Source organism: Pseudomonas sp. TWP3-2 (assembly GCF_049897765.1).
GTDB lineage: Bacteria > Pseudomonadota > Gammaproteobacteria > Pseudomonadales > Pseudomonadaceae > Aquipseudomonas.
The window spans coordinates 1-17,301 of sequence record NZ_JAFCWW010000022.1 but is presented as its reverse complement, the minus strand read 5'-3'; the positions used below and the strand labels follow the sequence as shown (position 1 = coordinate 17,301).

Below are 17,301 nucleotides of genomic sequence, written 5' to 3'. Positions count from 1 at the left end.
GATTTCGGTGGCTCCGGCGAAGGTAAGTTCAGATTTTCTGCACTTTCTCGAACCGCTGAAGTCCCAATCAACACACGCCACTCATCACCAATGCAGGAGAGCCACCATGGCCAACACTTCTCTACGTAAAGCCTCATTGCAAAGCATGGAAGCGGAGATCGAGAGTCTGCTCAAGTCGTTGGAAAGCCTCAAAGATGACGCTTCGGACGAGTCGCGCAAGACCCTCAAGGCGCTCAAAGGCAATGCTGAAAGCGCGCTGAAGCATTCGCGCAGCTTGCTCAGCGATGCCTACGAAGAAGTCAAAGTGAAAACCCGCGAAACCGGGATCGCCACCCGTGATTACGCTCAGGAACATCCATGGACCACCGCCGGTGTAGCCGTCGGCGCCCTGGGTCTGGTCGCTGCTTACTTGCTGTTCAAACGCGGCGAGTGATCCGTCTGGCGCAGCTCATGTTTGAGCCATTGCGCCAGTTGCCGAGCGCGCCCGTCCGCGGCGCGCTTGGGTAGCCACAACGCCAGTTGCGCCGGGGTTTCACAGAAGCCCCACGGCGCAACCAGGCGACCGGCCTTCAAGTCCTCCGCCACCAGCGGCTCGGGTGCAATTGCCACCCCGAGGCCAGCGACCGCTGCTTCCAGCAAATAATACAAATGCTCAAACCCTTGCCCGAGCTTCAACGCCTTGGCGTCCAGGCCGCTTTGCTGTGCCCAGCTTGGCCAGGCTTGCGGGCGCGAAGTGGTGTGCAGCAACGGTTCGCCGAGCAATGCGCTGGCGGGGGCGTCTTTGAGCTGTCGGTAACCGCCAAACAGCGGGCTCATGACCGGGCCGATGCGTTCGCTCGCCAGTTCGTAAACCTGCATGTCCGCTGGCCATGGCGGCTCTGCGAACAGCAGCAACGCGTCTAATCCGGGACGGCGTGGATCGAGATCGCCTTCGCCGGCCGACAGGTGCAGGCGCAAATCCGGCAGATCAACATTCAAGCGTCCCAAACGTGGAATGAACCAGCGCGCCAACAGGCTACCGGAGCAGCCGAGCACGAACGGCGCATCCGCGGTGCTTTGGGTCAGCTCTGCGCAAACACTGCGCAAACGCTCGAAAGCCTCGCCGCTGGCGTCACGCAGGCGAATGCCGGCATCTGTGAGTTTCAGGCCGCGGCCATCTTTGATGAACAGACTGACGCCGAGGTGTTCTTCAAGCACCTTGAGCTGACGGCTGACTGCACCGTGAGTAACGTGCAGCTGTTCAGCAGCCTGACTGACGCTATTCAGACGGGCGGTGGCTTCGAAGGCGCGCAGGGCGTTCAGCGGGGGAAGGTCGTGGCTCATGGGATCTGTGAGTTTTCCTGACAGGTTGCGGCGATCTTATCGGTTTTCAGTCTGGAAGGTCAGGGGTAGAGTGGGCGCCATTGCCTTCTTTTGAAAATCAGCTGGAGCGACCCATGACCCAGACTTCGAACACTTCCGACCTGCGTAACGGCCCTGACGCCAACGGCCTGTTTGGCTCGTTCGGTGGCCGCTACGTAGCTGAAACCCTGATGCCGTTGATCCTCGACCTCGCCCGTGAGTACGAAGTGGCCAAGGAAGATCCGGCGTTCAAAGAGGAATTGGCCTACTTCCAGCGCGATTACGTCGGACGTCCTAGCCCGCTGTATTACGCCGAGCGTCTGACCGAGTTCTGCGGCGGCGCGAAGATTTACCTCAAGCGCGAAGAGCTTAATCACACTGGCGCGCACAAGATCAACAACTGCATCGGCCAGATCCTGCTGGCGCGGCGCATGGGCAAAAAACGCATCATCGCCGAGACCGGCGCCGGCATGCACGGTGTGGCAACTGCGACCGTGGCTGCGCGTTTCGGTCTGGATTGCGTGATCTACATGGGCACCACCGACATCGAGCGCCAGCAGGCCAACGTGTTCCGCATGAAACTGCTCGGTGCCGAAGTGATCCCGGTAGTCGCCGGCACCGGTACTCTGAAAGATGCGATGAACGAAGCGTTGCGTGACTGGGTGACCAACGTCGACAGCACCTTCTACCTGATCGGCACCGTGGCCGGCCCGCATCCGTATCCAGCCATGGTGCGTGATTTCCAGGCCGTGATCGGCAAGGAAACCCGCGATCAGTTGCAAGCGCAGGAAGGTCGTCTGCCGGACAGTCTGGTGGCGTGCATCGGTGGCGGTTCCAACGCCATGGGCCTGTTCCACCCGTTCCTTGATGACAAGAGCGTGGAAATCATCGGCGTCGAAGCTGCCGGTTATGGCATCGAAACCGGCAAGCACGCGGCCAGCCTCAACGGCGGCGTACCGGGAGTGTTGCACGGTAACCGCACTTTCCTGCTGCAAGACGACGATGGCCAGATCATCGACGCGCATTCGATTTCCGCCGGCCTCGACTATCCCGGCATCGGCCCTGAGCACGCATGGTTGCATGACATCGGCCGCGTCCAGTACACCTCGGTGACTGACGACGAAGCGCTGGATGCGTTCCACAAATGCTGCCGTCTGGAAGGGATCATTCCTGCACTGGAAAGCGCTCACGCGCTGGCTGAAGTGTTCAAACGCGCACCGAAGCTGCCGAAGGATCACCTGATGGTGGTCAACCTGTCCGGTCGCGGCGACAAAGACATGCAGACCGTCATGCACCATATGGAAACCGCTAAGCAGGAGAAACACTGATGAGCCGCCTGCAAACCCGTTTTGCCGAACTCAAACAACAAAATCGCGCCGCACTGGTGACCTTCGTCACGGCCGGTGACCCGGACTACGACACTTCGCTGGCGATCCTCAAGGGCCTGCCGAAGGCCGGCGCCGATGTGATCGAGTTGGGCATGCCGTTCACCGATCCGATGGCCGACGGACCGGCGATCCAACTGGCGAACATCCGCGCCTTGGGCGCCAAGCAGAATCTGCTCAAAACCCTGCAAATGGTTCGCGAGTTCCGTCAGGAAAACAGCGAAACCCCACTGGTGCTGATGGGCTACTTCAACCCGATTCACATGTACGGTGTGCCTCGTTTCATTGCTGACGCGAAGGAGGCCGGCGTTGACGGTCTGATCGTGGTCGACATGCCGCCGGAACATAACGAAGAACTGTGCGACCCGGCCCAGGCCGCGGGCATCGACTTCATCCGCCTGACCACACCGACCACCGATGATGCGCGTTTGCCGCGCGTGCTCAATGGCAGTTCCGGGTTTGTATATTACGTGTCGGTGGCCGGCGTGACTGGCGCCGGTGCCGCGACTCTGGAACATGTCGAAGAAGCCGTGGCGCGTCTGCGTCGGCATACCGATCTGCCGATCAGCATCGGTTTCGGCATCCGCACGCCGGAGCAAGCAGCGGCAATCGCGCGGCTGGCGGACGGCGTGGTGGTGGGTTCGGCGCTGATCGATCACATCGCCAACGCGACCACTCCGGCGCAAGCCATCGACGGCGTGCTGAGCCTGTGTTCGGCATTGTCCGAAGGCGTGCGTAAGGCCCGCGTCAGCTGAAGGTAAAGTTCCTGATACAGAGGAATTAGCCCCTCGCGGCACAGACTAATCCAGCAAGACCGAGGGATTCAGAACCACGTTCTGGATCCCTTTTTGCTGTCAGTGCAGTGAGGAAAGACTCGATGAAAATGCCGAAACGTCTGATTGCCAGCTTGGGCATCCTGATGATCAGTGCGACGCCGCTGCTGGCCAGCGCCGATCAGCGTGATGATCAACGCAACGATCACGACCGCGGCGGCCCGCAGCAGGGCCAACCTGACTATCGCGGTAACGATCACCGTGGCCCGCAAAACAACCACCGAGGTGGCCCGCCGCCGCGCGACTTTGGGCCGGTGCGGCAGACCATTCGCGATAACCATGGCTACTTCGTGCGTGGTGCACCGCCGCCGCCGGGTATGCGCCTGGAGCGCGGTCGGCCGTTACCGCATGGCTATTACGGCGAGCGTCTGGATAACCGCGCGCTGGAGCGCCTGCCGTATTACCCAGGCTATGAATGGCGCCGGGCCGGTGGCGATATTGTGCTGATCGCGGTGGGCACCGGGATCGTCTATGAAATTCTGGATGGCGTTTTGTACTGATCTGACAAGATCCCTCGCCACATCATTCGGATAACTCCGAAGCTGCTGTTCTACGGCAATTCCAACCCACCCGAGGCCTTGTGCAATTTGCGCAGATGCTCGCCGATCTGCTTCACATTGGCCTCGCTTGCGGCGATCTCGGCAGCACGCTGGGGCTCCAGCAACTTGCGTACTTCCTTGTCCAGATCCCCGGTCAGCGCCAGCAACTGTTTCTGACGCTGGCTGCTTTCCGCTTCCAGTCGCTTGAACTCATCCGGCTGCGGCAGACCATAACCGCGGCTGTCGAGCAATTCCGCCGGGCGGCTGAGGAAGCCGCTGTTGGCGAGGATCTGCTGCAACGTCGCGTTGGCCTTGTCCATTCCGCCGTTCTCCAGCTCGCGGGCGCCGAGGTAGCGTTGCTTGACCTCATCCTGCGCCAGCAGCAACTGACGGCGGAAACTCGCCTGCTCCAGCAGCAACAACGCCGCGCTGGTGCGCAGGTCGGCGCGCTCGAACCACGCTCGGCGTTCTTCGGCAGTCAACGAAAGCCATTCCTCGACCGTGTTCTGTTTGATCGGCAGCTGCTTTTTCAGCACATCGAACATCGCCTGATAGCGATCACGGAAAGAGTCGAAGCGATAACCCAGACGCAGCGCTTCTTTCGGATCATCCAGCACGCTGGTGTCCGCCAGGCCTCGGCCCTTGAGCACTTCCAGCAAACCGTTGGGCATGATGTTGTCGAGGCCCACGAGCTTGGCGTTGTCGGTGCCGCTGCGCAGCAGTTTCAGGCCCTCGACCGCGCAGTTGTTGGACAGGAAGAAGTAGTTGCCGTCATAGCTCCAGTGCATTTCGGCGGCGTGTTCGACCACGCCTTCAATTTCACTGCGCGACAGGTTCAGCGGCACCGAGGCGAGGCTGCGCAGTTCGGTCTTGGTGTATTCATCGATCACCTGCGCCAGTGGTAGCACGAATAGTCGCGAGGGGTACTTGCCGACCAGTCCGTCCCAGCTCGACAACTGCACATCACCGACGAAGGCGCGGTAGGACAGCACCAGATGCTGATCCAGATCGAGTCGGCAATCCGGGCCGCGTGGCCGTCCCGGCGCGCAGATCACCAGCCGCAGCATGCTGTGACCCCAACGGCTGACCCAGTTCTGGTTGGCCTCGGCCAGCAGGTAATCGACGGCGTAAACGCGTTCCGGATCGACTTGGCCCAACGGCTGTTTGGCAAAATCGTTGCCAGCGTTGAGGAAGGAGAACGATTTGCTGCACTCGTCCTTGGCCGGTGGTGCCCAGCCGAAGTGCTGTTGGTAATAGCGATACAGCGCCGGGCGGCGGCAGGCATAGCTTGGGTCGAGGAGGAAATACTCCATATTGACCGCGACAAACTCTTTCGGACTGGAGATCTCGTACAGATCCGGACTACGGACGATCTGCCGGTTGTGCTGTTCACGTTCACCGCGACGGCCGACGTATTGCTGCCAACCGGCGAGGTCGAGCAGACGCGGGTCATCGCTGAGGGTGAAGCGCCGGCCGTTCTGGCCCCGACAGTCGTCGGGGATGCCGATCAGTCCGGCACTGTTGCTGCGACGGGTGCAGCGCTGGATCAGCGTGCGCTCGGCGTCTGGCCATAAGCGCGCGCGATCGTAAATGTGGGTGATTTCGTGCAGCACCGTGGCGAGCAGTTCCTGGCGCACGGTACCGTGGGGGCGACTGGTTTTTTCCTTCGCCGCGCTGCCGTCGGTGAGGCCGGCGAGCAACTTGCGATTGAGATCGAGCTCGGAGACCAGCGTTGCCTGGCCGTAAGCGTTGGAGGGCATGTCGTCGGTCCAGCCGACATCGATGCGTCGATCCAGCCGCTCGATGAAGCTTGGCGGCAATGCCTGCATGGCTTCATCCAGCAGCGTCTGGCTGGCCTGCTGTTGAGCGGGGTTCAGACCCTCGGCCTTGAGCCGTAATTGCAGGCCCGCATGGGCGCTGTTGCCAAGCAGCAACAACGCCCCGGCCATTAGCCAGGCGCCGACTGACTTCACAGTGCGAGGATGGCTTCGGCGAGTACCTGATCACTGGCGTCACGGGCTTCCGGAACGCGGGTGCGCAGCGTGTTGAGCGCGGCTTCGAGGTGCGCGCCACGGATATCGCCGTCGCTGGCGACAAAACTGGCAGCGTCGTCGTGGGCTTCACGGATGATTTTCGAATCGCGGATCGAAGTGGTGGTATCGGAAGTGAAATCGATCGTGCGCTGAGACGCGCGAACGATGATGTTACTGGTGGCTACCAGGGTGTGCGCCTGGGCCATGTCGGCCAACAACAACAGGCCAAGGGCGGCAGCAATCAGCGGGCTACGCATGGAACGACTCCGAAAGGGACAAAGATAGCTATTGGACGAGAATTGCTTCTGCCAGTTCAAGGTCACCAGCATGAAGTTTTGGCCGGGATTTGCGCAGGTAATGCAGCGCGGATTCCAGCCGTGGGCCTCGCAGTTGACCGTCGCTGGCAACGAACGCCGCCGCATCGTCGTGCGCGGCGAGCAGCAGTTTACGGTCGAATGGCGCCGAAGACACCATGCCAGTCGCCCAAACGCTGACGACGGTGTTTTGCGTGGACAGATCAAAGGCATTCACCGACGTCGCCCAACAGGCGGTCAGCAAGATAGAAGGGATGAGCAGATTTGAAAGAAAACGCATGGGACTCGGCAACAGTTGGCAAGCCGCAAGGCTAGCGTAATGCCCGGGCCAGAGCCAGCGCCGAAACATCGGGACACGACCGAGCGTGCCCCGTCATGCGCCGATTCAGATAGTCAGAATGGCTTGGGCCAACTGCGCATCGGTCGCGTTCAATTGTGGCGCCTGGTGGCGGATGTGATCCAGTGCGCTTTCGAGTTTCACGCCACGGATCTCGCCTTCGCTTGCGACGAAGCTGGCAGCGTCATCTCGGGCGGCGAGTACGATTTTGTCGTCACGGAACGACGAGGTCACGTCAGAGGTTGCGTCCGAGGAAGCTTTCAGAGCGCCGACGATAGAGTCGGTGGTAACGATGAAGCTGGTGGCGCTGGCGTTGGCAGCCACGGCCAACAGGGCAGCGGCGCTGAGCAGGCGAAGACGTGTCATGGGATAACTCCTGTGGATAAACCGTTTTGAGAGGTGGCACGGTGTCTGGGAGTCAGACGCCATCGGCGCAGCATTCGCCACTTACTGAATGAATATTAGGCTGCTCTGTGCAGTTCGCACAGCGCTGAAATGCCGAATGAATCCAAGATTCTTAACTGTACCTATTGATATCACTCATCCGGAAACTGTATCTGTCAGCTCTCTTGAGTGCTTGCTTCGCGCTTCCAGACCTCTGAAACGACAAAACCCGTCGCGGTTTCCCACGACGGGTTTTGTTTGTTCAATTCGGGTGCTGGCGGTGGGTCTGACGACCAGAGCCAGCGACGCTGTTTAGCGCCAGAACGGCTTGCTCAGCTCTTCGTAGCGTTGTGCTTCGCTAATCCCGGCATCAGCCAGCAGACGCGAATCCAGACGAGCCAGTTGATGGCGGCTGGAGATGCGGCGCTGCCACAGCATCAGGTTGGCGATAACGCGCAAAGGCATGGAAGCCTGGGTTTTTGCTGCAGTGTCTTCGAAGAACAGTTCGGAACTGAGTGTACGTTCCATGGTTGACATCCTTCCGCTTGTGGCGGGATCAGGTAGTGGTTTGACTGGTGCCCATGATCCTCTCGTTTGGCCAGACTCTCTAGATACAGTTCACCTGTATTGTGAGTGAGCAGTTAACTGTTTATAGGGGGTGTACGGGTCGAAATTGTGCAAACTGTACCTGTCTGCCCTCAAGTGGTGCGTTTTTGGCGAATTAACCAAGATATGTGGGCAGAGTCTGTAGGAAATGACCGGTACAGCAGTACAGTTTTTGCCAAGAAAGAAGCTTTGCGATATCCCACTGATAAAACTGTGTTTGCGTCAGCGGGATATCTGTGTGAATCAGACCTTAAGCATGCGCCCGGTCTCTTCCAGATTGATGTGCCAGCTCAGCGCGTCACGCAGGATGTGCGGGGTGTGCCCGCCAATCGCGCAAGCCGCTGTGAAGTAATCATTCAGCGCCTGGCGATAGTCCGGGTGCACGCAATTATCGATGATCACGCGGGCGCGTTCGCGCGGAGCCAGTCCACGCAGATCCGCCAGGCCAACCTCGGTCACCAGAATGTCGACGTCATGCTCGGTATGGTCAACATGGCTGACCATTGGCACCACGCTGGAAATCGCGCCACCCTTGGCAATCGACTTGGTCACAAACACCGCCAGATGCGCATTGCGCGCGAAGTCGCCCGAGCCGCCGATGCCGTTCATCATCCGCGTGCCGCAGATGTGGGTCGAGTTGACGTTGCCGTAGATGTCGAACTCCAGTGCAGTGTTGATACCAATGATGCCCAGCCGCCGGACGACTTCCGGATGGTTGGAAATCTCCTGCGGGCGCAGCACCAGTTTGTCTTTGTACTTCTCCAGATTGCCGAACACGTCAGTGTTGCGTCGTTCCGACAACGTGATCGAGCTGCCCGAAGCGAAGCTCAGCTTGCCGGCATCGATCAGGTCGAAGGTGGAGTCCTGCAACACTTCGGAGTACATGGTCAGGTCTTCGAACGGTGAATCGATCAGGCCACACATCACCGCGTTAGCGATGTTGCCGATGCCGGCCTGCAACGGGCCGAGCTTGTTGGTCATGCGCCCGGCGTCGACTTCCTGTTTGAAGAAGGTGATCAGGTGATCGGCGATGGCGTTGGTATCGGCATCTGGCGCTGACACGGTGGATGGCGAGTCCGGCTGCTGGGTGATGACGATGGCGACGATCTTCTCCGGCGGAATCGGGATCGCGGTGCTGCCGATACGGTCGTCGACTTTTACCAGCGGGATCGGCGTGCGAGTCGGGCGGTAGGTCGGGATATAGATGTCATGCAGGCCTTCGAGGTTGGCGTTGTGCGCCAGGTTGATCTCGACGATCACTTGTTTGGCGAAAATCGCGAAGCTCGCCGAGTTGCCCACGGAGGTGGTCGGTACGATATGACCTTGCTCGGTGATCGCCACTGCTTCGATCACCGCGATGTCCGGCAGCTTCAATTGCTGATTGCGCAGTTGCTCGACGGTTTCCGACAGATGCTGGTCGATGAACATCACTTGGCCGGCGTTGATTGCCTTGCGCAGAGTGCTGTCGACCTGGAACGGCATGCGCCGCGACAGCACGCCGGCCTCGGTCAGTTGCTTGTCGAGGTCGTTACCGAGGCTGGCGCCGGTCATCAAAGTGATCTTCAGCGGCGTGACCTTGGCTCGCTCGGCCAGCGCATGGGGCACGGCTTTGGCTTCGCCGGCGCGGGTGAAGCCGCTCATGCCGACGGTCATGCCGTCCTCAATCAGAGCTGCGGCGTCGGCGGCGCTCATCACTTTGTCCAACAACGAAGGCAGGCGAATACGGTCACGGTACATGGATGTTTATCTCGGGTAGCGAGTAGCAGGATGCGCAGTCTAGTGAATTGGACGGGCGCCTGTCCCGCTACCAAGGTCGCAAACGAGGCGTCTATTCAGCGGGTTTCAAGTAAAACACCATTACCGGATCGGTAACAACGCGGCAAATTGTCCGGCAATTTGCGTAAACAAAAACGCCCCGACGAGTCGGGGCGTTGGGCATTGCGGGCGAAATTTACTCGACTGCTTTGACCATGTCTTCGATGACTTTTTTCGCGTCGCCGAACACCATCATGGTCTTGTCCAGGTAGAACAGTTCGTTGTCCAGACCGGCATAGCCGCTGGCCATCGAGCGCTTGTTGACGATGATGGTCTTGGCCTTGAACGCTTCGAGAATCGGCATGCCGGCAATCGGCGATTTCGGATCGTTCTTCGCCGCGGGGTTGACCACGTCGTTGGCGCCGAGCACCAGCACCACGTCGGCCTGACCGAATTCGGAGTTGATGTCTTCCATCTCGAACACCTGGTCGTACGGCACCTCGGCCTCGGCCAGCAATACGTTCATGTGTCCGGGCATGCGACCGGCCACCGGGTGGATCGCATACTTCACGGTCACGCCACGATGGGTCAGTTTCTCGGTCAGCTCTTTCAGCGCGTGCTGTGCCCGCGCCACCGCCAGGCCATAGCCCGGAACGATGATCACGGTGTCAGCGTTGGTCAGCAGAAAGGTCGCGTCGTCAGCCGAACCGGATTTCACCGGACGCGCTTCTTTCGCGCCGGCCGGGCCAGCATCCACGGTGTTGCCGAAACCACCGAGCAGCACATTAAAGAACGAACGGTTCATCGCCTTGCACATAATGTACGAGAGGATCGCACCGCTCGAACCCACCAGCGAACCAGCGATGATCAGCATCGAGTTATTCAGCGAGAAACCAATCCCCGCCGCAGCCCAGCCCGAGTAGCTGTTGAGCATCGACACCACCACCGGCATGTCCGCGCCACCAATCGGGATGATGATCAGCACGCCCATCACGAACGCCAGTGCCAGCATCAGCGCGAACGCGGTGAGGTTGCCGGTGAACATGAAGGTCAGGCCGAGCGCCAGCGTCGCCAGACCGAGCACCGCATTCAGCTTGTGCTGACCGGCAAACTGTACCGGTGCGCCCTGAAACAGACGGAACTTGTACTTGCCCGAGAGCTTGCCGAAGGCGATCACCGAACCGGAGAAGGTAATTGCACCAATCGCCGCGCCAAGGAACAGTTCCAGACGGTTGCCCGCCGGAATCGCGTCGCCCAAGTGTTTGACGATGCCCAGCGACTGCGGCTCAACCACGGCAGCGATGGCGATGAACACCGCCGCGAGGCCGATCATGCTGTGCATGAAGGCGACCAGTTCCGGCATCTTGGTCATTTCCACACGTTTGGCCATGATCGAACCGGCAGTGCCGCCGACCAGCAGGCCGACAATCACGTAACCGATGCCGGCAGTAGCCAGCTCAGCTCCGAGCTTATAGATGAGGCCCACCGTAGTGATAATCGCCAGACCCATGCCGAGCATGCCGAACAGGTTGCCGCGGCGTGAGGTGGTCGGGTGCGACAGGCCTTTGAGGGCCTGGATGAAGCAGATCGACGCGATCAGGTAGAGCGTCGTGACGAGATTCATGCTCATTACTTCGGCGCCTCTTCTTTTACTTTCGGGGCTTTCTTCTTGAACATCTCAAGCATGCGGCGGGTGACCAGAAAGCCACCGAACACGTTGACCGCAGCGAGCGCCACGGCGAGGGTGCCCATGGTTTTGCCCAGCGGCGTAACCGTCAGCGCGGCTGCGAGCATCGCGCCGACGATCACGATCGCCGAAATGGCGTTGGTCACTGCCATCAGCGGCGTGTGCAGCGCAGGCGTAACGTTCCAGACCACGTGGTAACCGACATAAATCGCCAGCACGAAGATGATCAGGTTGTAGATACCGGGGGAGATAAGCTCTTCCATCTTCTGAATCCCTGCTTAGGCGTTTTTGCGGATGACTTGGCCGTCGCGGCACATCAGGCACGCGGCGACGATGTCGTCTTCGAGGTTCACTTCAAACTGGCCTTCTTTGGTGAATACCAGTTTCAGGAAGTCCAGCAGGTTGCGTGCGTACAGCGCCGAAGCGTCTGCGGCGACTTCACCGGCAAGATTGGTCGGGCCGATGATGGTCACGCCGTTCTCGATCACCACCTGATCAGCCACGGTCAGCGGGCAGTTGCCGCCCTGCGCGGCTGCCAGGTCAATGACCACCGAACCGGGTTTCATCTGCGCCACGGTTTCCGCGCTGAGCAGCGTCGGTGCCTTGCGGCCCGGGATCAGTGCGGTGGTGATGACGATATCGGCCTGCTTGGCGCGTTCGTGCACCGCCAGCGCCTGACGTTGCATCCAGCTCGCCGGCATCGGCCGCGCGTAACCGCCGACACCGACGGCGCATTCGCGCTCTTCATCGGTTTCGTACGGCACGTCGACGAACTTGGCGCCGAGGGATTCGATCTGCTCCTTCACGGCCGGACGCACGTCGGACGCTTCGATGACTGCGCCCAGACGTTTCGCCGTGGCAATCGCCTGCAATCCGGCCACGCCCGCGCCGAGAATCAGCACGCGCGCCGCTTTCACAGTGCCCGCAGCGGTCATCAGCATCGGCATGAAACGCGGATAGTAGTGGGCGGCCAACAGCACCGACTTATAGCCGGCGATGTTTGCCTGCGACGACAACACATCGAGGCTCTGCGCCCGCGAAGTGCGTGGCGCCGCTTCCAGGGCGAACGCGGTGATCCCGCACTCGGCCAGTTTGGCGATGGTTTCATTGCTGAACGGATTGAGCATGCCCACCAGCACGGCACCGCGCTTGATTAGCGGCAGTTCGGCGTCGCTCGGGGCAACCACTTTGAGAATCAGCTCGGCACCAAACGCATCGTTGGCGCTGCCAATGGTTGCGCCTGCCGCCTCATAGGCACTGTCGACAACACTGGCCTTGATGCCGGCGCCGCTTTGCACTGTGACCTGATGACCTTGGCCGATCAGCTTTTTGATGGTTTCCGGGGTTGCAGCAACCCGCGTTTCACCTGTCTGGGTTTCGAGAGGAACACCAATGTGCACGTCAAATCTCCTGCGTGATCTTATTGAGTAAACCCAGGCACTGCGGATGGTGCGACTGGGGCGGCCGATCAGCACGATCCCGCCAAATCAGGGCGGGGCGCGGCATTTTGCAGGCGAACTTTCAGCCCTTCAAGGGATTATGACGGGTGACGGAAAATTAACTACAAGTCATGCCGTGACCGAATGTCGCAGATGACCGGCTTAATCCCTTACAGGCCGTGCTCTGTATGGATTTTGGCTGGTTATTGAAATTTTTCGCATCGGTGGCGTGAATAGGCAGTAATGAGTCGTTGATCAAGGCGCAAAGCCACGTCGCCAGGCGCTTGTGGGACGTCTGTACGACTTTTGGATACAGTCTTCTGATTTGCGACAAATAGTTATATCTGTAGGGCTTTGAATGTTCTGACTACCGGGTTAAGTATTGTCGCAAGCCTTTAGTCTTCTGGGTTGTAGCTGTGTGCCTGATTCACCAGCCAGTCGCGAAATGCCTTGAGTGACGCTGATTCGACTTTTCGCTCCGGAATCATCAGGTAATACGCCTTGATGCTGGACAGCGCATTCGGGTTGGCAACCACCAGGCGTTTCTCGGCCAATTCGCGCTGAATCAGGAACGGCGGGATCAACGCAACGCCCATGTCGTGCATGGCCGCTTGGGCCAGCATGGAGAATAGCTCGTAGCGCGGGCCTGTCATGTCGCGGGGGATATTCAACTGTTGCGAGTTGAACCACTGGCGCCAGGCGTAGGGGCGGGTGGTTTGTTGCAGGAGCGGTAGTTCGGCAATCTGCTCCGCTGTCAGATGCGTCCTGTCGCCAAGTAGGACGGGGCTGCATACCGGCATCGGATTCTCTCCCATCAGTCTGTGGGATTCGGTACCCGACCAATCCGCGTCACCAAAATAGATCGCCGCATCGAACTCGGTGTCGGCGAACAGGAAGGGGCGCGTACGGTTGGTCAGGTTGACCGTTACTTCCGGGTGCTTGAGCTGGAAATCCTTGAGTCGTGGCAGCAGCCATTGGGTGCCAAAGGTCGGCACCACCGCCAGTTCGATCACATTGGCGCCTTGCTGGCCCATCACTGAAAGCGTGTCGCGCTCGACAGCGTCCAGTTGAGTGGCGACCCGACGGCTGTAGGAAAGTCCGGCTTCGGTCAGCTTCACACCGCGTCGCGAGCGTCGGAACAGTTCCACGCTGAGGAAGTCCTCAAGGCTGGCGATTTGTCGGCAAATTGCGCCTTGGGTGAGGGAGAGTTCTTCGGCAGCCTTGGTGAAGCTCTCGTGGCGAGCGGCCGCTTCAAAACTAATCAGGGCCGTGGTGCTGGGTATCTTTCTGCGCATGTACGTCCACCTCACTAATACATCGCATAGCTGGCACTTGGCGACGTTTCGGAGTGAGAAATTAGCACAACAGGATGCGAAATCCTCGTTTGCCGCGACGGCGAACCGCGCCTAGGATCAATGCCACGTTTATTCACCCGATTTGCGAGGACTCACTCATGGCCGGCAAAGCTAGCTTCAACTGGATCGATCCCCTGCTGCTGGATCAACAGCTCACCGAAGAAGAGCGCATGATCCGCGACACTGCCGAGCAGTTCGCTCAGCAGAAGCTTGCGCCGCGTGTGCTCGAAGCTTTCCGCCATGAAAAGACTGACCCGGCGATCTTCCGCGAAATGGGTGAAGTCGGCCTGTTGGGCGCGACCATTCCTGAGCAGTACGGTGGCAGCGGTCTCAATTACGTGAGCTACGGTCTGATTGCCCGCGAAGTGGAGCGCGTTGATTCCGGCTATCGCTCGATGATGAGCGTGCAGTCTTCGCTGGTCATGGTGCCGATCAATGAATTCGGCACTGAGGCTCAGAAACAGAAATACCTGCCGAAACTTGCGTCCGGCGAGTGGATTGGCTGCTTCGGTCTGACAGAGCCTGATCACGGTTCCGACCCGGGGGCGATGATTACTCGTGCACGCAAGGTCGAAGGCGGCTACAGCCTGACCGGCGCCAAGATGTGGATTACCAACAGCCCGATCGCCGACGTGTTCGTGGTCTGGGGCAAAGATGATGCCGGCGACATCCGTGGCTTCGTATTGGAAAAAGGCTGGAAAGGCCTCAGCGCTCCGGCGATTCATGGCAAGGTCGGCCTGCGCGCCTCGATCACCGGTGAGATCGTGATGGACAACGTATTTGTGCCGGAAGAGAACATCTTCCCGGACGTGCGTGGTTTGAAAGGCCCGTTCACCTGCCTCAACTCCGCACGTTATGGCATTTCCTGGGGAGCGCTGGGCGCTGCCGAGTTCTGCTGGCACACCGCTCGCCAGTACACCCTCGATCGCAAGCAGTTCGGTCGTCCATTGGCCGCGACACAGTTGATCCAGAAGAAGCTGGCAGACATGCAGACCGAGATCACGCTGGCCCTGCAAGGTTGCCTGCGTCTGGGTCGTATGAAGGATGAGGGCACCGCTGCTGTTGAAATCACTTCGATGATGAAGCGTAATTCCTGCGGCAAGTCGCTGGACATCGCGCGCATGGCTCGCGACATGTTGGGCGGTAACGGCATCTCCGACGAATTCGGCGTGGCGCGTCACTTGGTCAACCTGGAAGTGGTGAATACCTATGAAGGTACGCACGACGTTCACGCGCTGATCCTTGGCCGTGCGCAAACCGGTCTGCAGGCGTTCTACTAACAGGAGAGCGACCATGGGCGCGCTGTCGCATCTGCGGGTACTGGATTTATCGCGAGTACTGGCCGGGCCTTGGGCCGGCCAGATCCTCGCCGACCTTGGGGCCGAGGTGATCAAGGTTGAGCGCCCCGGTAACGGCGACGACACTCGTGCCTGGGGGCCGCCCTTCCTTAAAGACGCTTACGGCGAGAATACTACTGAGGCCGCCTATTACCTGTCGGCCAACCGTAACAAGCAATCGGTGACCATCGACTTCACGCGTCCCGAGGGGCAGAAGCTGGTGCGCGAGCTGGCGGCCAAGTCGGACATCCTGATCGAGAACTTCAAGGTTGGCGGTCTGGCGGCTTATGGGTTGGATTACGAGTCGCTGAAGGCGATCAATCCGAATCTGATCTACTGCTCGATCACTGGTTTCGGTCAGACCGGGCCGTATGCCAAGCGCGCCGGTTATGACTTCATGATTCAGGGGCTGGGCGGGTTGATGAGTCTGACCGGTCGTCCTGAGGGTGATGAGGGCGCGGGGCCGGTGAAGGTTGGTGTAGCACTGACCGACATTCTTACCGGTCTGTACTCGACGGTCGCGATTCTGGCGGCTTTGGCGCATCGTGATCACGATGGCGGCGGGCAACATATAGATATGGCATTGCTGGACGTTCAGGTTGCTTGCCTGGCCAATCAGGCGATGAACTACCTGACTACGGGCAATGCGCCGACGCGTTTGGGCAACGCTCATCCGAACATCGTCCCGTATCAGGACTTTCCTACGGCTGACGGCGATTTCATCCTTACCGTGGGTAATGACGGCCAGTTCCGCAAGTTTGCCGAAGTGGCGGGGCAGCCGCAGTGGGCAGATGATCCGCGCTTTGCGACTAACAAGCTGCGGGTGGCGAACCGGGCGACGCTGATTCCGCTGATTCGTCAGGCAACTGTGTTCAAGACCACGGCCGAGTGGGTCGCTCAGTTGGAGCAGGCGGGCGTGCCGTGTGGGCCTATCAACGATCTTTCGCAAGTGTTTGCTGATCCGCAGGTGCAGTCGCGCGGTCTGGCGATTGAAATGCCACACCCGTTGGCGGGGATGGTGCCGCAGGTGGCGAGTCCGATTCGGCTGTCGCAAACGCCGGTCGAGTATCTTCGTGCTCCTCCTTTATTGGGTGAGCATACCCTTGAAGTGTTGCAGCGGGTGCTGGGTTTGGGGGCTGGTGCAGTGGCTGCGTTGAAAGAAGGTGGGGTGCTATGACGGTGCTTCTATATAGAGGGGGCTGTTTGGTGTCTTCTATATAGATAGGGCTGGTTGTCTTTTGACCAATCTGCAAGTTATTGAAAGAGAAACGAAATTAGGGGTTGACGGCAGATTCCAGACGTCTATAATTCGCCCCACTTCCGGCGCAGTCGAAACGGAAAACTCCTTGAGATTCAATGAGTTGCGTAGGTTTCGGCAGTGCAGGGCTTCAGTTTATCGAAGTTGGGAAGTGGCTGAAAAAGAGGTGTTGACAGCAGCGTGTAACGCTGTAGAATTCGCCTCCCGCTGACGAGAGATCGGAAGCGCAAGTGGTTGAAGTTGTTGAAGAATTCTTCGAAAACTTCTGAAAATAATCACTTGACAGCAAATGAGGCTGCTGTAGAATGCGCGCCTCGGTTGAGACGAAAGATCTTAACCAACCGCTCTTTAACAACTGAATCAAGCAATTCGTGTGGGTGCTTGTGGAGTCAGACTGATAGTCAACAAGATTATCAGCATCACAAGTTACTCCGCGAGAAATCAAAGATGTAACCAACGATTGCTGAGCCAAGTTTAGGGTTTCTTAAAAACCCAAAGATGTTTGAACTGAAGAGTTTGATCATGGCTCAGATTGAACGCTGGCGGCAGGCCTAACACATGCAAGTCGAGCGGATGACAGGAGCTTGCTCCTGAATTCAGCGGCGGACGGGTGAGTAATGCCTAGGAATCTGCCTGGTAGTGGGGGACAACGTTTCGAAAGGAACGCTAATACCGCATACGTCCTACGGGAGAAAGCA

17 protein-coding genes and 1 rRNA gene are annotated in these 17,301 nt (G+C 59.2%); 7 read left to right on the top strand and 11 right to left on the bottom strand.

Going from position 1 to position 17,301, the window contains the following annotated elements; genetic code table 11:
• The first annotated feature begins 106 nt into the window (after positions 1-106).
• Positions 107-433: a DUF883 family protein gene (locus tag ACP7EE_RS23370; protein ID WP_420649975.1), complete on the top strand. Its 327-nt coding sequence runs from the start codon at positions 107-109 to the stop codon at positions 431-433.
• On the opposite strand, the gene ACP7EE_RS23365 is transcribed toward ACP7EE_RS23370, so the two are convergent.
• Positions 406-1,323 carry a LysR family transcriptional regulator gene (locus ACP7EE_RS23365; protein WP_426237054.1) on the bottom strand — a complete coding sequence of 306 codons (918 nt, stop codon included), beginning with the start codon at positions 1,321-1,323 and terminating at the stop codon, positions 406-408. The two genes, ACP7EE_RS23370 and ACP7EE_RS23365, sit on opposite strands and share 28 nt — an antisense overlap.
• 113 nt (positions 1,324-1,436) lie before the next feature.
• Here ACP7EE_RS23365 and trpB point away from each other — a divergent pair, with 113 nt between their 5' ends.
• The 3 genes from trpB to ACP7EE_RS23350 all read left to right on the top strand — a co-directional run bounded on the left by trpB (position 1,437) and on the right by ACP7EE_RS23350 (position 4,059).
• Complete coding sequence (gene trpB, locus ACP7EE_RS23360) at positions 1,437-2,669, top strand: tryptophan synthase subunit beta (RefSeq protein ID WP_426237052.1); 1,233 nt, start codon at positions 1,437-1,439, stop codon at positions 2,667-2,669.
• Positions 2,669-3,481: a tryptophan synthase subunit alpha gene (gene trpA, locus ACP7EE_RS23355; RefSeq protein WP_426203731.1), complete on the top strand. Its 813-nt coding sequence runs from the start codon at positions 2,669-2,671 to the stop codon at positions 3,479-3,481. Before trpB ends, trpA begins: the two co-directional genes overlap by 1 nt.
• A 122-nt stretch (positions 3,482-3,603) precedes the next feature.
• The gene (locus tag ACP7EE_RS23350) at positions 3,604-4,059 is read left to right on the top strand and encodes an anti-virulence regulator CigR family protein (RefSeq protein WP_426237050.1); all 456 of its coding nucleotides are present in this window, start codon (positions 3,604-3,606) and stop codon (positions 4,057-4,059) included.
• Between the two features lie 50 nt (positions 4,060-4,109).
• Here ACP7EE_RS23350 and ACP7EE_RS23345 read toward each other — a convergent pair whose 3' ends face one another.
• The 10 genes from ACP7EE_RS23345 to ACP7EE_RS23300 form a co-directional block, all read right to left on the bottom strand.
• The gene (locus ACP7EE_RS23345) at positions 4,110-6,071 is read right to left on the bottom strand and encodes a DUF4105 domain-containing protein (protein ID WP_426237049.1); all 1,962 of its coding nucleotides are present in this window, start codon (positions 6,069-6,071) and stop codon (positions 4,110-4,112) included.
• Entirely contained in the window at positions 6,068-6,388 is a 321-nt protein-coding gene (locus tag ACP7EE_RS23340; protein ID WP_426237047.1) for a DUF2388 domain-containing protein, read from the bottom strand. The genes ACP7EE_RS23345 and ACP7EE_RS23340 overlap by 4 nt, the downstream gene beginning before the upstream one ends.
• A gap of 28 nt (positions 6,389-6,416) precedes the next feature.
• Positions 6,417-6,725, bottom strand: coding sequence for a DUF2388 domain-containing protein (locus tag ACP7EE_RS23335; protein ID WP_426237045.1), 309 nt, complete (start codon positions 6,723-6,725; stop codon positions 6,417-6,419).
• A gap of 105 nt (positions 6,726-6,830) precedes the next feature.
• On the bottom strand, positions 6,831-7,148 hold the full coding sequence (locus ACP7EE_RS23330; protein WP_426203740.1) for a DUF2388 domain-containing protein: 318 nt from the start codon (positions 7,146-7,148) through the stop codon (positions 6,831-6,833).
• A gap of 330 nt (positions 7,149-7,478) precedes the next feature.
• Positions 7,479-7,694 (bottom strand): DUF1127 domain-containing protein, encoded by a 216-nt coding sequence (locus tag ACP7EE_RS23325; RefSeq protein ID WP_007902752.1) that lies wholly within the window; start codon positions 7,692-7,694, stop codon positions 7,479-7,481.
• Between the two features lie 321 nt (positions 7,695-8,015).
• Positions 8,016-9,509, bottom strand: coding sequence for an acetyl-CoA hydrolase/transferase family protein (locus ACP7EE_RS23320; protein WP_426203742.1), 1,494 nt, complete (start codon positions 9,507-9,509; stop codon positions 8,016-8,018).
• 214 nt (positions 9,510-9,723) lie between these two features.
• Complete coding sequence (locus ACP7EE_RS23315) at positions 9,724-11,157, bottom strand: NAD(P)(+) transhydrogenase (Re/Si-specific) subunit beta (protein ID WP_420649965.1); 1,434 nt, start codon at positions 11,155-11,157, stop codon at positions 9,724-9,726.
• Positions 11,157-11,477, bottom strand: a complete 321-nt coding sequence (locus ACP7EE_RS23310; protein ID WP_003187417.1) for an NAD(P) transhydrogenase subunit alpha — start codon at positions 11,475-11,477, stop codon at positions 11,157-11,159. Before ACP7EE_RS23310 ends, ACP7EE_RS23315 begins: the two co-directional genes overlap by 1 nt.
• Positions 11,478-11,492: 15 nt before the next feature.
• Positions 11,493-12,614 (bottom strand): Re/Si-specific NAD(P)(+) transhydrogenase subunit alpha, encoded by a 1,122-nt coding sequence (locus ACP7EE_RS23305; protein ID WP_426203744.1) that lies wholly within the window; start codon positions 12,612-12,614, stop codon positions 11,493-11,495.
• Between the two features lie 434 nt (positions 12,615-13,048).
• Entirely contained in the window at positions 13,049-13,948 is a 900-nt protein-coding gene (locus ACP7EE_RS23300) for a LysR family transcriptional regulator (protein WP_426203746.1), read from the bottom strand.
• Between the two features lie 158 nt (positions 13,949-14,106).
• Here ACP7EE_RS23300 and ACP7EE_RS23295 point away from each other — a divergent pair, with 158 nt between their 5' ends.
• The 3 genes from ACP7EE_RS23295 to ACP7EE_RS23285 all read left to right on the top strand — a co-directional run.
• A complete protein-coding gene (locus tag ACP7EE_RS23295; RefSeq protein ID WP_420649962.1) occupies positions 14,107-15,288 on the top strand; it encodes an acyl-CoA dehydrogenase in 1,182 nt (393 codons plus the stop codon).
• Between the two features lie 13 nt (positions 15,289-15,301).
• A complete protein-coding gene (locus tag ACP7EE_RS23290; protein WP_426237042.1) occupies positions 15,302-16,522 on the top strand; it encodes a CaiB/BaiF CoA transferase family protein in 1,221 nt (406 codons plus the stop codon).
• Positions 16,523-17,107: 585 nt separating this feature from the next.
• Positions 17,108-17,301, top strand: a 16S ribosomal RNA gene (locus ACP7EE_RS23285); the annotation flags it as partial.

Bases quoted from the DNA above. Each gene is read 5' to 3' on its own strand.
- ACP7EE_RS23315 (WP_420649965.1), bottom strand. From the start codon at position 11,157: ATGAGCATGAATCTCGTCACGACGCTCTACCTGATCGCGTCGATCTGC.
- ACP7EE_RS23300 (WP_426203746.1), bottom strand. From the start codon at position 13,948: ATGCGCAGAAAGATACCCAGCACCACGGCCCTGATTAGTTTTGAAGCG.
- ACP7EE_RS23320 (WP_426203742.1), bottom strand. From the start codon at position 9,509: ATGTACCGTGACCGTATTCGCCTGCCTTCGTTGTTGGACAAAGTGATG.
- trpA (WP_426203731.1), top strand. From the start codon at position 2,669: ATGAGCCGCCTGCAAACCCGTTTTGCCGAACTCAAACAACAAAATCGC.
- ACP7EE_RS23295 (WP_420649962.1), top strand. From the start codon at position 14,107: ATGGCCGGCAAAGCTAGCTTCAACTGGATCGATCCCCTGCTGCTGGAT.
- ACP7EE_RS23365 (WP_426237054.1), bottom strand. From the start codon at position 1,323: ATGAGCCACGACCTTCCCCCGCTGAACGCCCTGCGCGCCTTCGAAGCC.
- ACP7EE_RS23290 (WP_426237042.1), top strand. From the start codon at position 15,302: ATGGGCGCGCTGTCGCATCTGCGGGTACTGGATTTATCGCGAGTACTG.
- ACP7EE_RS23370 (WP_420649975.1), top strand. From the start codon at position 107: ATGGCCAACACTTCTCTACGTAAAGCCTCATTGCAAAGCATGGAAGCG.
- ACP7EE_RS23335 (WP_426237045.1), bottom strand. From the start codon at position 6,725: ATGCGTTTTCTTTCAAATCTGCTCATCCCTTCTATCTTGCTGACCGCC.
- ACP7EE_RS23310 (WP_003187417.1), bottom strand. From the start codon at position 11,477: ATGGAAGAGCTTATCTCCCCCGGTATCTACAACCTGATCATCTTCGTG.
- ACP7EE_RS23340 (WP_426237047.1), bottom strand. From the start codon at position 6,388: ATGCGTAGCCCGCTGATTGCTGCCGCCCTTGGCCTGTTGTTGTTGGCC.
- ACP7EE_RS23350 (WP_426237050.1), top strand. From the start codon at position 3,604: ATGAAAATGCCGAAACGTCTGATTGCCAGCTTGGGCATCCTGATGATC.
- ACP7EE_RS23325 (WP_007902752.1), bottom strand. From the start codon at position 7,694: ATGGAACGTACACTCAGTTCCGAACTGTTCTTCGAAGACACTGCAGCA.
- trpB (WP_426237052.1), top strand. From the start codon at position 1,437: ATGACCCAGACTTCGAACACTTCCGACCTGCGTAACGGCCCTGACGCC.
- ACP7EE_RS23330 (WP_426203740.1), bottom strand. From the start codon at position 7,148: ATGACACGTCTTCGCCTGCTCAGCGCCGCTGCCCTGTTGGCCGTGGCT.